This is a genomic window from Pseudomonas muyukensis, from assembly GCF_019139535.1.
Taxonomy (GTDB): domain Bacteria; phylum Pseudomonadota; class Gammaproteobacteria; order Pseudomonadales; family Pseudomonadaceae; genus Aquipseudomonas; species Aquipseudomonas muyukensis.
The window spans coordinates 243,410-256,565 of sequence record NZ_CP077073.1 but is presented as its reverse complement, the minus strand read 5'-3'; the positions used below and the strand labels follow the sequence as shown (position 1 = coordinate 256,565).

9 protein-coding genes are annotated in these 13,156 nt (G+C 65.8%); 8 read left to right on the top strand and 1 reads right to left on the bottom strand.

The features are described 5' to 3' along the window. Nucleotides 1-10: 10 nt before the first annotated feature. Complete coding sequence (gene aceE / locus KSS95_RS01255) at nucleotides 11-2,656, bottom strand: pyruvate dehydrogenase (acetyl-transferring), homodimeric type (RefSeq protein WP_217850901.1); 2,646 nt, start codon at nucleotides 2,654-2,656, stop codon at nucleotides 11-13. A 383-nt stretch (nucleotides 2,657-3,039) separates the two neighbouring features. Between aceE and glnE the strand changes: the two genes are divergently transcribed. From glnE to KSS95_RS01215, 8 genes are all read left to right on the top strand, one after another. Further along, nucleotides 3,040-5,973 (top strand): bifunctional [glutamate--ammonia ligase]-adenylyl-L-tyrosine phosphorylase/[glutamate--ammonia-ligase] adenylyltransferase, encoded by a 2,934-nt coding sequence (gene glnE, locus KSS95_RS01250; RefSeq protein ID WP_217850899.1) that lies wholly within the window; start codon nucleotides 3,040-3,042, stop codon nucleotides 5,971-5,973. Nucleotides 5,974-6,154: 181 nt separating this feature from the next. Next, nucleotides 6,155-7,204 carry a lipopolysaccharide heptosyltransferase II gene (waaF, locus tag KSS95_RS01245; protein ID WP_217850897.1) on the top strand — a complete coding sequence of 350 codons (1,050 nt, stop codon included), beginning with the start codon at nucleotides 6,155-6,157 and terminating at the stop codon, nucleotides 7,202-7,204. Further along, entirely contained in the window at nucleotides 7,205-8,263 is a 1,059-nt protein-coding gene (gene waaC, locus KSS95_RS01240) for a lipopolysaccharide heptosyltransferase I (protein ID WP_217850889.1), read from the top strand. Further along, entirely contained in the window at nucleotides 8,263-9,387 is a 1,125-nt protein-coding gene (locus tag KSS95_RS01235; RefSeq protein WP_217850888.1) for a glycosyltransferase family 4 protein, read from the top strand. Before waaC ends, KSS95_RS01235 begins: the two co-directional genes overlap by 1 nt. Beyond that, complete coding sequence (rfaP, locus tag KSS95_RS01230; RefSeq protein ID WP_217850886.1) at nucleotides 9,384-10,190, top strand: lipopolysaccharide core heptose(I) kinase RfaP; 807 nt, start codon at nucleotides 9,384-9,386, stop codon at nucleotides 10,188-10,190. The genes KSS95_RS01235 and rfaP overlap by 4 nt, the downstream gene beginning before the upstream one ends. Then, the gene (locus KSS95_RS01225; RefSeq protein ID WP_217850884.1) at nucleotides 10,190-10,924 is read left to right on the top strand and encodes a lipopolysaccharide kinase InaA family protein; all 735 of its coding nucleotides are present in this window, start codon (nucleotides 10,190-10,192) and stop codon (nucleotides 10,922-10,924) included. The genes rfaP and KSS95_RS01225 overlap by 1 nt, the downstream gene beginning before the upstream one ends. Further along, entirely contained in the window at nucleotides 10,921-11,673 is a 753-nt protein-coding gene (locus KSS95_RS01220; protein WP_217850882.1) for a lipopolysaccharide kinase InaA family protein, read from the top strand. Before KSS95_RS01225 ends, KSS95_RS01220 begins: the two co-directional genes overlap by 4 nt. Next, complete coding sequence (locus KSS95_RS01215; protein WP_217850880.1) at nucleotides 11,673-13,115, top strand: lipopolysaccharide kinase InaA family protein; 1,443 nt, start codon at nucleotides 11,673-11,675, stop codon at nucleotides 13,113-13,115. The genes KSS95_RS01220 and KSS95_RS01215 overlap by 1 nt, the downstream gene beginning before the upstream one ends. Nucleotides 13,116-13,156 lie beyond the last annotated feature (41 nt).

The window sequence follows — 13,156 nt, the reverse complement described above, 5'->3', positions numbered from 1 at the left end:
AAAATACTCCTCAGCAGTCCAGTGGGTTGCGCTTGTCCGGGTCGATGCCGAACTTGACGATGGCGTCAGCCACAACCTTGGGTTCGATCTCGCCACGGTCAGCCAGGGCTTCCAGGGCAGCCAGCACCACGAAGTGGCGGTCGACTTCGAAGAAGTGACGCAGCTTCTTGCGGCTGTCGCTGCGACCGTAACCGTCGGTACCCAGGACCTTGAACTCTTTGCTCGGCACCCACTGGCGAATCTGCTCAGCGAACAGCTTCATGTAGTCGGTGGAGGCGATGACCGGGCCCTTGCGACCGTTCAGGCACTGCTCGACGTAGGTCTGCTGTGGCTTCTGGCCAGGCTTGAGGCGGTTGGCGCGTTCCACGGCCAGGCCGTCGCGACGCAGTTCGTTGAAGCTGGTGACGCTCCACACGTCGGCGCCGACGTTGAACTCTTCACGCAGGATCTTCGCAGCTTCCCGGACTTCGCGCAGGATGGTGCCGGAGCCCATCAGCTGTACGTGGTGCGCGGCTTCGCGGGTGTCTTCCTCGAGCAGGTACATGCCCTTGATGATGCCGTCCTCGACACCGGCCGGCATGGCGGGCTGCTGGTACGACTCGTTCATCACGGTGATGTAGTAGAAGATGTCCTGTTGCTCTTCGGTCATCTTCTTCATGCCGTCCTGGATGATCACCGCCAGCTCGTAGCCGTAGGTCGGATCGTAGGTGCGGCAGTTCGGGATGGTGCCCGCCATCATGTGGCTGTGACCGTCTTCGTGCTGCAGGCCTTCACCGTTGAGGGTGGTACGGCCGGCGGTACCGCCGATCAGGAAACCACGGGTGCGGCTGTCGCCAGCGGCCCAGGCCAGGTCGCCGATGCGCTGGAAACCGAACATCGAGTAGAAGATGTAGAACGGCAGCATCGGCTGGTTGTGGCAGCTGTACGAGGTGCCGGCAGCGATGAACGACGACATGGCGCCGGCTTCGTTGATGCCTTCCTCGAGGATCTGGCCCTTCTTGTCCTCGCGGTAGAACATCACCTGGTCTTTGTCGACTGGCTCGTAGAGCTGGCCGACCGACGAGTAGATGCCCAGCTGGCGGAACATGCCTTCCATACCGAAGGTACGGGCCTCGTCCGGGATGATCGGGACGATGCGCTGGCCGATGTCCTTGTCCTTGACCAGCTGCGCCAGGATGCGCACGAAGGCCATGGTGGTGGAGATTTCGCGGTCGCCCGAGCCGTCCAGGATCGCTTTCAGGGTTTCCAGCGGCGGGGTCGGCACGCTGAAGCTCTTGGCCCGGCGCTGCGGCACGAAACCGCCCAGGGCAGCACGGCGCTCGGCCAGGTACTTGGCTTCGGCGGAACCTTCCTCGGGCTTGAAGAACGGCAGGTTCTCCAGGTCGGCATCCTTGACCGGGATGTCGAAGCGGTCACGGAAGTGACGCAGGCTTTCGACGTCGACCTTCTTGGTGTTGTGCGCGGTGTTCTTGGCTTCGCCGGCACCGGTACCGTAACCCTTGATGGTCTTGGCCAGGATGACGGTCGGCTGCTCTTTGTGGTTCACCGCCTGGTGGTAGGCCGCGTAGACCTTGTACGGGTCGTGGCCGCCACGGTTGAGCTTCCAGATCTCGTCGTCGGACAGGTCTTCGACCATGGCCTTGAGCTCTGGGGTGTTGAAGAAGTTCTCACGGACGTACGCGCCGTCCTTGGCCTTGTAGTTCTGGTACTCGCCGTCGATGACTTCGTCCATGCGGCGCTGCAGGGCACCGTTGGTATCCTTGGCCAGCAGTGGGTCCCAGAAGCGACCCCAGACCACCTTGTTGACGTTCCAGCCACCGCCACGGAACACGCCTTCGAGTTCCTGGATGATCTTGCCGTTGCCGCGAACCGGGCCGTCGAGGCGCTGCAGGTTGCAGTTGATGACGAAGATCAGGTTGTCCAGCTTCTCGCGGCCGGCCAGGGCGATCGCGCCCAGGGATTCCGGCTCGTCGCACTCGCCGTCGCCCATGAAGCACCAGACTTTCTGCTTGCCGGCCGGGATGAAGCCGCGCGCTTCCAGGTACTTCATGAAGCGTGCCTGGTAGATGGCCTGGATCGGGCCCAGGCCCATCGACACGGTCGGGAACTGCCAGAAGTCAGGCATCAGCCATGGGTGCGGGTACGAAGACAGGCCGTTGCCGTCGACTTCCTGGCGGAAGTTGTTCATCTGCTCTTCGTTGATGCGGCCTTCCATGAAGGCGCGGGCGTAGACGCCTGGCGATGCGTGGCCCTGGAAGAACACCAGGTCGCCGCCGTGTTCGTCGGTCGGGGCCTGGAAGAAGTAGTTGAAGCCGATGTCGTACAGGGTGGCACTGGAGGCGAAGCTGGAGATGTGGCCGCCCAGGTCCGAGTCCTTCAGGTTGGTGCGCATCACCATGGCCAGCGCGTTCCAACGCACCATCGAGCGAATGCGGCGTTCCATGAACAGGTCGCCAGGCATGCGTGCTTCGTGGGTGACAGGGATGGTGTTGCGGTATGGCGTGGTGATTGCGTACGGCAGCTGGGAGCCACTGCGGGTGGCCAGCTCGCCCATGCGGGTCATCAGGTAATGAGCGCGGTCTTCGCCTTCTTTGTCGAGGACCGACTCCAGGGCATCCAGCCATTCCTGGGTTTCGATTGGATCGAGGTCTTGCATGGCTTGCTCCAGGGCGGAAAGGCCACCAGAATCGATGGCCTGAGTTTGCGACTGGCCTTATGGGCAGACGTCGTGAATTCTTGGATTACCGGACAGTCATCCGGCGCGGTGTAGTTTTACTACAAATGGATTCGCATTTCATGCTTTCGCACGGCGAGGGTAGTAGTAAAACTACACAAATGCGACGTTTGGTCGCACCCTGGGTTGTGAGGAAAAACGTTCATGTTGGTTGGCGCTGTGTTGCTAATGGGTAAATCCTGATGTTTTTTGCCAATCTTCTAGCTGTTTCAGCTATTTCCAACTTTTGTACGACAGTCCAACCGTGGTCCAGCCTGCGCTTGACCCCCTCAACCCCTCTCATTCACGCCGATCAAGGATAGACCATGCGCCTGCCTTTGCCGCTCGATCTGCCTGCCGCTCTCCAACCGCTGGTCGCCCGCAATCGACAATTCCTGGCGGACGCCCTGGCCGCCCATCCTGGTCTGACTACCAGCGCGTGGAGCGCCGAGCAGCGCCAGCAGTTCGACCAGGTAGCCGCCGCCAGTGATTTCGTGCTGGCCCAGGCCCAGCGCGATCCGGCGATGCTGTTCGACCTGCTGGGCACGGGCGAGATGGGCCGGGCCTTCGCCCCAGGCGAGCTGCGCGCGCGGATCCATGCCGCCGCCCAGGCCGCGCAGGGTGAAGACGAGCTGGCGCGCAACCTGCGCCGCGAGCGCAATCGCCAGCAGGTGCGCATCATCTGGCGCGACCTGACCCGCCAGGCGGCGCTGGCCGAGACCTGCCGCGACCTGTCCGACCTGGCCGACGCCAGCATCGACGAAGCCTATCAATGGCTGTACCCGCGTCATTGCCAGCAGTTCGGCACGCCCATCGGCAACCGCAGCGGCCAGCCGCAGCAGCTGGTGGTGCTGGGCATGGGCAAGCTGGGGGCGGTGGAGCTGAACCTGTCGTCGGACATCGACCTGATCTTCGCCTTTCCCGAAGGCGGGGAAACCGAGGGCGTGAAGCGTTCGCTGGACAACCAGGAGTTCTTCACCCGCCTGGGCCAGCGGCTGATCAAGGCGCTCGACCCGGTCACCGTCGATGGCTTCGTGTTCCGCGTCGACATGCGCCTGCGCCCCTACGGCTCGGCCGGCGCGCTGGTGCTCAGCTTCAATGCCCTGGAGCAGTACTACCAGGACCAGGGGCGCGACTGGGAACGCTACGCGATGATCAAGGCGCGGGTGGTGGCCGGGGACCAGGCCGCCGGTGCCCAGTTGCAGGACATGCTGCGTCCGTTCGTCTACCGCCGTTACCTGGACTTCTCCGCCATCGAGGCGCTGCGCACCATGAAGCAGCTGATCCAGCAGGAAGTGCGGCGCAAGGGCATGGCCGAGAACATCAAGCTGGGCGCCGGAGGCATCCGTGAGGTGGAGTTCATCGCCCAGGCGTTCCAGCTGATCCATGGCGGGCGTGACCTGAGCCTGCAACAGCGGCCGCTGCTGAAGGTGCTGGGCACCCTGGAAGGGCAGGGTTACCTGCCGCCGGCGGTGGTGGCCGAGCTGCGCGAGGGCTATGAGTTCCTGCGCTACACCGAGCACGCGATCCAGGCCATCGCCGATCGCCAGACCCAGATGCTGCCGGACGACGAGGGCGACCGTGCGCGCATCGCCTTCATGTTGGGCTATGCCGACTGGAACAATTTCCACGAGCAATTGATGCACTGGCGCGGGCGGGTCGACTGGCACTTCCGCCAGGTGATCGCCGACCCGGACGAGGACGACGCCGAGGGCGAGCTGGTGGTCGGCGGCGAATGGTCGCCGTTGTGGGAGCAGGCCCAGGATGAAGAGGCTGCCGGGCGTCAGCTGGAAGAGGCCGGTTTCCGCCAGCCCGTCGAGGCCTTGCGCCGGCTCAACGCCTTGCGCGTCAGCCCGACCTTGCGCTCGATGCAGCGTATCGGCCGTGAGCGGCTGGATGCCTTCATTCCGCGCCTGCTGGCCCAAGCCGTGGAACACGACAACCCCGACCTGGTGCTCGAGCGCGTGCTGCCGCTGGTCGAGGCGGTGGCGCGGCGCTCGGCCTACCTGGTGCTGCTGACCGAGAACCCCGGGGCCTTGCGCCGCTTGCTGACCCTGTGTGCCGCCAGCCCCTGGATCGCCGAGCAGATGGCCCGCTACCCGCTGCTGCTCGACGAGCTGCTCAACGAAGGCCGGCTGTTCAGCCCGCCGTTGGCCCCGGAGCTGGCCGCCGAACTGCGCGAGCGCCTGATGCGCATCCCCGAGGACGACCTCGAGCAGCAAATGGAGGCCCTGCGCCACTTCAAGCTGGCCCACAGCCTGCGGGTGGCGGCGTCCGAGATCAGCGGCAACCTGCCGTTGATGAAGGTCAGCGACTACCTGACCTGGCTGGCCGAGGCGATCCTCGACCAGGTGCTGGCCCTGGCCTGGCGCCAGACCGTGGCGCGCCATGGCCAACCCAGGCGCAGTGACGGCAGCCTGTGCGACCCGGGCTTCATCATCGTCGGTTACGGCAAGGTTGGCGGCATCGAGCTGGGCCATGGCTCCGACCTCGACCTGGTGTTCATCCACGATGGCGACCCGAACGCCGAGACCGATGGCGCCAAGCCCATCGATAGCGCGCAGTTCTTCACCCGCCTGGGCCAGCGCATCATCCATTTGCTGACCACCCAGACCAACTCCGGACAGCTGTATGACGTCGACATGCGCCTGCGTCCGTCGGGGGCCTCGGGGTTGCTGGTCAGCTCGCTGGGCGCCTTCGAGCGCTACCAGCAGAACGAGGCCTGGACCTGGGAACACCAGGCCCTGGTGCGCGCCCGGGTGCTGGTGGGCTGCCCACAGGTGGCGACGGCCTTCGAAGGCGTGCGGGCGCAGGTGCTGGGCCAGGCGCGCGACCTCGACAAGCTGCGCGCCGAAGTGAGCGAGATGCGCGCCAAGATGCGCGACAACCTCGGGACCAAGGGCACCGCTGCCGGCACCGCCGGCAACGCCTTCGAGGCCGGCCAGCCGTTCGATATCAAGCAGGATGCCGGCGGTATCGTCGATATCGAATTTATGGTGCAATACGCCGCTTTGGCGTGGTCCCACGCGCATCCGGCGATACTGCGCTGGACCGACAACATCCGCATCCTCGAAGAGCTGGAGCAGGCCGCGCTGATGCCTGCCGCCGACGCGGTGTTGCTGCGCGAGGTGTACAAGGCGTTCCGCTCGGCGTCGCACCGCCAGGCGTTGCAGAAGCAGGCCGGGGTGATCGATGCCGCGCAGTTTGTCGATGAGCGTCGTGAAGTGCGGCGGATCTGGGGGCAGCTAGGGCTGACTTGAGGGTCGTTCGCCGGCAAGCCGGCTCCTACGAGGCACTCGCACCCGGTAGGAGCCGGCTTGCCGGCGAACAGGGCGCAATCCGTCCTCGGTGGTACACTGTCCGCCACATAGCCTGAATATAAAGAGGGGAGGCCAGGTTGTAGTGCAGCCTGCAGCCTCCCCGAATGTTTCTGGATAAAGCATGAGAATACTGATCATTGGCCCCAGCTGGGTCGGCGACATGGTGATGGCGCAGACCCTGTTCCAGTGCCTGAAGCAACAGCACCCCGACTGCGTGATCGATGTGCTGGCCCCCGAGTGGAGCCGGCCGATCCTCGAGCGCATGCCCGAAGTGCGCCAGGCCTTGAGCTTCCCGCTCGGCCATGGCGCCCTGGAGCTGGCCACCCGTCGGCGCATCGGCAAGTCCCTGGCCGGCCAGTACGACCAGGCGATCCTGCTGCCCAACTCGCTCAAGTCGGCGCTGGTGCCGTACTTTGCCGGCATCCCCAAGCGCACCGGCTGGCGTGGCGAGATGCGCTACCTGCTGCTCAACGACGTGCGCAAGCTGGACAAGGCGCGCTACCCGCTGATGATCGAACGCTTCATGGCCCTGGCCTACGCCCCGGGTGCCGAGCTGGCGCAGCCATACCCGCGGCCGAGCCTGCGCATCGAAGCCGCCAGCCGCGACGCGGCCCTGGCCAAGTTCGGCCTGGCCCTGGACCGCCCGGTGCTGGCGCTGTGCCCCGGTGCCGAGTTCGGCGAGGCCAAGCGCTGGCCCGCCGAGCACTACGCCGAGGTGGCCGATGCCATGATCCGCCAGGGCTGGCAGGTCTGGCTGTTCGGTTCGAAGAACGATCACCCGGTCGGCGAGCAGATCCGCGACCGGCTGATCCCGGGCCTGCGCGAAGAGTCCAGCAACCTGGCCGGCGAGACCTCGCTGGCCGAGGCCATCGACCTGATGTCCTGCGCCAGCGCGGTGGTTTCCAACGACTCTGGCCTGATGCACGTGGCCGCGGCCCTCAACCGCCCGCTGGTGGCGGTGTACGGCTCCACTTCGCCGGGTTTCACCCCGCCATTGGCCGAGCAGGTCGAGGTGGTGCGCACCGGCATTGAGTGCAGCCCGTGCTTCGAGCGCACCTGCCGGTTCGGCCACTACAACTGCCTGCGGTTGCTGGAGCCGGCGAAAGTCATCGCCGCGCTGCACAGCCTGGGTGGGCCGAACCTGATCGATACCGTGGCCGAGGTCGACTGAGTGCGGGTCCTGATCATCAAGACATCGTCGCTGGGCGACGTCATCCATACCCTTCCGGCACTTACCGACGCCGCCCACGCCATTCCCGGCATTCGTTTCGACTGGGTGGTGGAAGAGGGCTTCGCCGAGCTCCCCAGCTGGCATCCAGCGGTCGACCAGGTGATCCCGGTGGCGATCCGCCGTTGGCGCAAGAACCTCTGGCAGACCCTCAGGAGTGGTGAGTGGAAGGCCTTCAAGCAACGCCTGCGCGCGCGCAAGTACGACCTGGTGATCGACGCCCAGGGCCTGGTCAAGTCGGCCTGGCTGACCCGCTACGTGAAGGCGCCGGTGGCCGGCCTGGACCGCTATTCGGCGCGTGAAGGCCTGGCCAGCCGCTTTTATGACCGGCGGCTGTCGGTCGCGGTCGGCCAGCATGCCGTCGAGCGCGTGCGCCAGCTGTTCGCCCTGGCCCTGGCCTACGACCTGCCGGAAGGCCTGGGCCAATACGGCCTGGACCTGAACCGCCTGCAGCTGCCACCCGCGGCGCCCTACGTGGTATTCCTGCACGGCACCACCTGGGCCACCAAGCACTGGCCCGAGGCCTACTGGCGCGAACTGGCCGAGCGCATGGGCCGGCGTCGGCTGCAGGTGATGCTGCCATGGGGCAACCCGGCGGAGAAGGCCCGTGCCGAGCGTATTGCCCAGGGCTTGAACAATTGCCAGGTACTGCCCAAATTGAACCTGGCCGGGGTGGCCCGCGTGCTCGCGGCAGCCAAGGCCTGCGTGGCGGTGGACACCGGCCTCGGACACCTGGCCGCCGCCCTGGATGTGCCGACCATCTCCCTGTTCGGCCCCACCAACCCTGGTTTGACCGGTGCCTACGGACGCGCCCAGATCCACCAGGCGAGCGACTTCCCCTGCGCCCCGTGCCTGCAGAAGAAGTGCACCTACAAACCGAGCGCCGAGGACCTGCGCCGGTTCGATCTCAAACGCGAGTGGCCGCTGTGCTTCACTCGCCTGAATCCCGAGCATGTGGCGGGCCGCTTGAGCGCGCTGCTGCTGGCTGAGGATGTTCGTTGATGCAACTGGCTTTTGTGCTCTACAAGTATTTCCCCTTTGGCGGGCTGCAGCGTGATTTCATGCGCATCGCCCTCGAGTGCCAGAAACGGGGCCATCAGATCCGTGTGTACACGCTGATCTGGGAAGGCGACATTCCGCCGGGCTTCGAGGTGCTGGTGGCGCCGGTCAAGGCGCTGTTCAACCACCGCCGTAACGAGAAACTCAGCGCCTGGATGGAAGCAGACCTGGCCAAGCGCCCGGTCGACCGCCTGATCGGCTTCAACAAGATGCCGGGCCTGGACGTGTATTTCGCCGCCGACGGCTGCTTCGAGGACAAGGCCCAGACCCTGCGCGGCGGCCTGTACCGCCGTTGGGGCCGTTACCGGCACTTCGCCGAGTACGAGCGGGCAGTGTTCGCCAAGGACGCACGCACCGAGATCCTGATGATCTCCGAGGTGCAGCAGCCGCTGTTCATCAAGCACTACGGCACCCCCGAAGCGCGCTTCCACCTGCTGCCACCGGGGATATCCCAGGACCGTCGGCGCCCGGCCGATGCCGAGGCGATCCGCGCCGAGTTCCGCCGCGAGTTCGGCCTGGCCGACGACGAGCTGCTGCTGGTGCAGATTGGCTCGGGCTTCAAGACCAAGGGCGTGGACCGCAGCCTCAAGGCCCTGGCCGCGCTGCCGTCGGCGCTGCGCAAGCGCACCCGGCTGATGGTCATCGGCCAGGACGATCCCAAGCTGTTCCAGGTGCAGAGCACGGCGCTCGGCCTGGGTGACCAGGTGCAGTTCCTCAAGGGCCGCAGCGACATCCCGCGTTTCCTGCTCGGTGCCGACCTGCTGATCCACCCGGCCTACAACGAAAACACCGGCACCGTGCTGCTCGAGGCGCTGGTCGCCGGGCTGCCGGTGCTGGTGTCCAAGGTCTGTGGCTATGCCCACTACATCGCCGAGGCCGACAGTGGCATGGTGCTGGACGAGCCGTTCGAGCAGGAGCAGCTCAACCGCTACCTGCAACGCATGCTTGAAGACCGCGAGGCCCGCGCGGCCTGGTCGCGCAATGGCGTGGCCTTCGCCGACAGCGCCGACCTGTACAGCATGCCGCAGCATGCCGCCGACGTGATCCTGGCCCAGGAGCGCCCATGAAACTGATGCTGGCCGAGCCGTTCAAGCGCCTGTGGGCCGAACGCGATCCATTCGAGGCCGTCGAGCAGTTGCAAGGCGAGGTCTATCGCGAGCTGGAAGGCCGCCGCACGTTGCGCACCGAAGTCGACGGCGCGGGCTTCTTCGTCAAGATCCACCGCGGCATCGGCTGGGGCGAGATCTTCAAGAACCTGTTCAGCGCCAAGCTGCCGGTATTGGGTGCCGGCCAGGAGTGGCGGGCCATCCAGCGTCTGCACCAAGTGGGCGTGCCGACCATGACCGCGGTGGCCTACGGCGAGCGTGGCAGCAACCCGGCGACCCAGCATTCGTTCATCGTCACCGAAGAGCTGGCACCGACCATCAGCCTGGAAGACTTCAGCCTCGACTGGGTCAAGCAGCCGCCCGAGCCGCGCCTCAAGCGTGCCTTGATCGCCGAGGTGGCGAAGATGACCGGCGGCATGCACCGCGCTGGGGTCAACCACCGCGACTGCTATATCTGCCACTTTTTGCTGCACACCGACCGCCCGGTGAGCGCGGATGACTTCAAGCTGTCGGTGATCGACCTGCACCGCGCCCAGACCCGGGCGAGCATCACCCGGCGCTGGCGCGACAAGGACCTGGCCGCCCTGTATTTCTCGGCCCTGGACATCGGCCTTACGCGCCGCGACAAGCTGCGCTTCTTGCGCGGCTACTTCCAGCGCCCGCTGCGCCAGGTGCTCAAGGAGGAGGCGGCGCTGCTCGCCTGGCTCGAGCGCAAGGCGCAGAAACTCTACGACCGCAAGCAACGCTATGGGGATGCACTCTGATGGCGAGCTGGAACCTGGCGCCGGAATACGCGCACCTGGCTGCCGAGTTCGGCAGCATCGACGCGGTGTTCGCCATCGAGGGCGAGCGCCTGACCTGGGACCCGTTGAGCGAGGTGGTGCGCATCGAGCGTGATGGCGTCACTTTCTACGTCAAGCGCTACACCGGTGCCGGTAAAGCCATGCGTCGCTACCTGGGGCGGCCACGGGTCAAGGCCGAATGGCAGAACCTCAAGCTGTTCGCCAAGTGGGGCATCCCCACCGCCGAAGTGGTGGCTTGGGGCCTGGAACGCAATGGCCTGGCCTTTGGCCGTGGCGCGCTGATCACGCGCGAGTTGCCGCGCACCGAAGACCTCTCGGCCCTGGCCGATCGCAACGATCCTTTGCTGCGCGATCGCGCCTGGGTCGACAGCATCAGCCGGCAACTGGCCCGCCATACTCGGGTGATGCACGAGCACCACTTCGCCCACAACGATCTGAAATGGCGCAACCTGCTGGTGGACGACCAAGGCACGCTATTCTTCATCGATTGCCCGACCGGCGACTTCTGGCGTGGCTTCATGCTGCGACATCGCTTGATCAAGGACCTGGCGTGCCTGGACAAGGTCGCCAAATATCACCTGTCGGCCACCCAGCGGCTGCGGTTCTACCTGGAGTATCGCCAGCGCCCGCGCCTCAACGGCCGTGACAAGAAGCGGATCCGCCAGGTGCTGAGCTTTTTCGAGGGAAGGGAATGACCGACTACCTGGCCAGCGCCGACCAGGCGCTGCTGCAACGCCATGGCCTGGGCGACTTCGAGGCGCTGTGGGCGCTGCAACTGCAAGCCGTGGACGAACCCAACACCGGCCGTGGCGGCTGGAGCTGCGTGTTCCGCCTGGAGCTCGAAGGCAAGGGCTACTACCTCAAGCGCCAGAGCGGCTACCTGACCCGCAGCTTGTACCGGCCCTTCGGCGAGCCGACCTTCGCCCGTGAGTTTCGCAATATCAGCCGCTACCAGAAGCTCGCCATACCGGCCTTGCAGGCGGTGTTCTACGGGGAGCGCAAGCAGGCGGGCGAGCACCGCGCGATCCTCATGACCCGGGCGCTGGATGAGTGGACCGACCTGGAGCACCTGCTGGCACAGTGGTCACAGCTGGCCGAGGCCCAGCGTAGCGGCATTCTAAAGGCCTGTGGCCAGCTGGCCCGGACCCTGCACGGCGCCGGCCAGTTGCATGGCTGCTTCTACCCCAAGCACATTTTCCTGCGTGAGCGCCGCGAAGGTTGGCAGGCCCAGCTGATCGACCTGGAAAAGACCCGCCCCCTGCTGTTCGGCATGCGCGACCGCCTCAAGGACCTCGAGCCGCTGCTGCGCCGGGCAGATGCCTGGGGCGAGGCGGATGTGCGGGTCTTGCTGGGGGCTTACCTGGCGCAGCCGGCGGACAGTGCGCAGGTCGATAACTGGTTGCAACGTCTGCTGCAACGTCGTCGCCATAAAGAGGCCCGCTGATGCGTTTGTCCGAACTCAAGCACGCCGGGCGCAGCCCGGCGCTGCCGCTGACCGTCACCCTCGCCGACGCCGCGGGCGCGGCCGACCTGCAACTGCTCAGCCTGCTGCGGGTGCTGCCGGGGCAACGCTATGTCGGTGCCGGGATCTGGCGGGGCACCAAGGTGCTGGCCAAGCTGCTGGTCGGTGGCAACGCCGCCCGGCACTTCCAGCGTGAACTGGACGGCGCCCGCTTGCTCGCCGATCAAGGCCTGACTACCCCGCGCCTGCTGGCCGATGGCCTCAAGGACGGCGAGGGCGGCTGGCTATTGTTCGAGTACCTCGACCATGCCGAAAGCCTGGGCGATGCCTGGGCTGCTGTCGAACACCTGCCAATGCTCGCCGACGAGCAGCACGTAGTGCTCGGCGAGGCGCTGAGCGCCGTGGCCCGGATGCATGCCAAGGGCCTGTGGCAGGAGGATCTGCACCTGGACAACCTGCTGCGCCAGGACGGCCAGCTGTACCTGATCGATGGTGCCGGCATCAAGGCCGAGACGCCCGGTCAGCAGTTGTCGCGCCAGCGTGTGCTGGAAAACCTCGGCGTGTTTTTCGCCCAGTTGCCCAAGCGCCTGGAGCCGTTCATGGAAGAGGCGCTGGTGCATTACATCCTCGCCAACGCCGAGCACGCGCTGCCGCTGGAAGCCTTGCAGAAGCAGGTGGACAAGGTGCGTGCCTGGCGCCTGAAGGATTACCTGGACAAAGCCGGTCGCGAATGCACGCTGTTCAGCGTCGAGCGCAGCCTGTCCGGCCTGCGTGCCGTGCGTCGCGACCAAGCGCAGGCGCTGTTGCCGGTGTTGGAACAGGCCGATGCGTTGATCGACCAGGGCCACCTGTACAAGACCGGCGGCGCGGCCAGCGTGGCGCGTATCGAGGTCGGCGGGCGCAGGTTGGTGCTCAAGCGCTACAACATCAAGAATACCGCGCACTGGTTCAAGCGCTTCTGGCGCCCCAGCCGGGCCTGGCACTCGTGGATCGAGGGCCATCGCCTGGCGTTTCTCGACATCGCCACGCCCAAGCCCTTGGCGGTGCTTGAGCAACGCACCCTGGGCCTGCGCAGCCGCGCCTATCTGCTCACCGAATATGCCGATGGGCCGGACCTGATCGCCTGCTTCGCCCCCTTCGTCGACGATGGCCAAGCGCCCGATGCACAGGTCGATGCCCTGGTGCGGGTGATGCAGCAACTGATCCGTGAACGCATCAGCCACGGTGATTTCAAGGGCCACAACTTGTTCTGGCAGGACGGCCAGTGGTCGCTGATCGACCTCGATGCCATGTGCCAGCACGCAACGCAGTTGAGCTTTGCCCCTGCGTTTGCCCGTGACCGGGCACGCTTGCTGCGTAACTGGCCCAGCGGCAGCGCCCTGCACCGACGGCTGGATGAGGTGTTGCCGCGCCTGGCCGAGTGATGAGCGCTGGAGCCAGGGCCGTGGCATCGACCGCGTCGTCT

What these genes read in the sequence shown, in the direction of transcription:
- aceE (WP_217850901.1), bottom strand. Translation starts at nt 2,656, where the DNA reads ATGCAAGACCTCGATCCAATCGAAACCCAGGAATGGCTGGATGCCCTG.
- glnE (WP_217850899.1), top strand. Translation starts at nt 3,040, where the DNA reads ATGCGCCTGCCTTTGCCGCTCGATCTGCCTGCCGCTCTCCAACCGCTG.
- waaF (WP_217850897.1), top strand. Translation starts at nt 6,155, where the DNA reads ATGAGAATACTGATCATTGGCCCCAGCTGGGTCGGCGACATGGTGATG.
- KSS95_RS01235 (WP_217850888.1), top strand. Translation starts at nt 8,263, where the DNA reads ATGCAACTGGCTTTTGTGCTCTACAAGTATTTCCCCTTTGGCGGGCTG.
- rfaP (WP_217850886.1), top strand. Translation starts at nt 9,384, where the DNA reads ATGAAACTGATGCTGGCCGAGCCGTTCAAGCGCCTGTGGGCCGAACGC.
- KSS95_RS01225 (WP_217850884.1), top strand. Translation starts at nt 10,190, where the DNA reads ATGGCGAGCTGGAACCTGGCGCCGGAATACGCGCACCTGGCTGCCGAG.
- KSS95_RS01220 (WP_217850882.1), top strand. Translation starts at nt 10,921, where the DNA reads ATGACCGACTACCTGGCCAGCGCCGACCAGGCGCTGCTGCAACGCCAT.
- KSS95_RS01215 (WP_217850880.1), top strand. Translation starts at nt 11,673, where the DNA reads ATGCGTTTGTCCGAACTCAAGCACGCCGGGCGCAGCCCGGCGCTGCCG.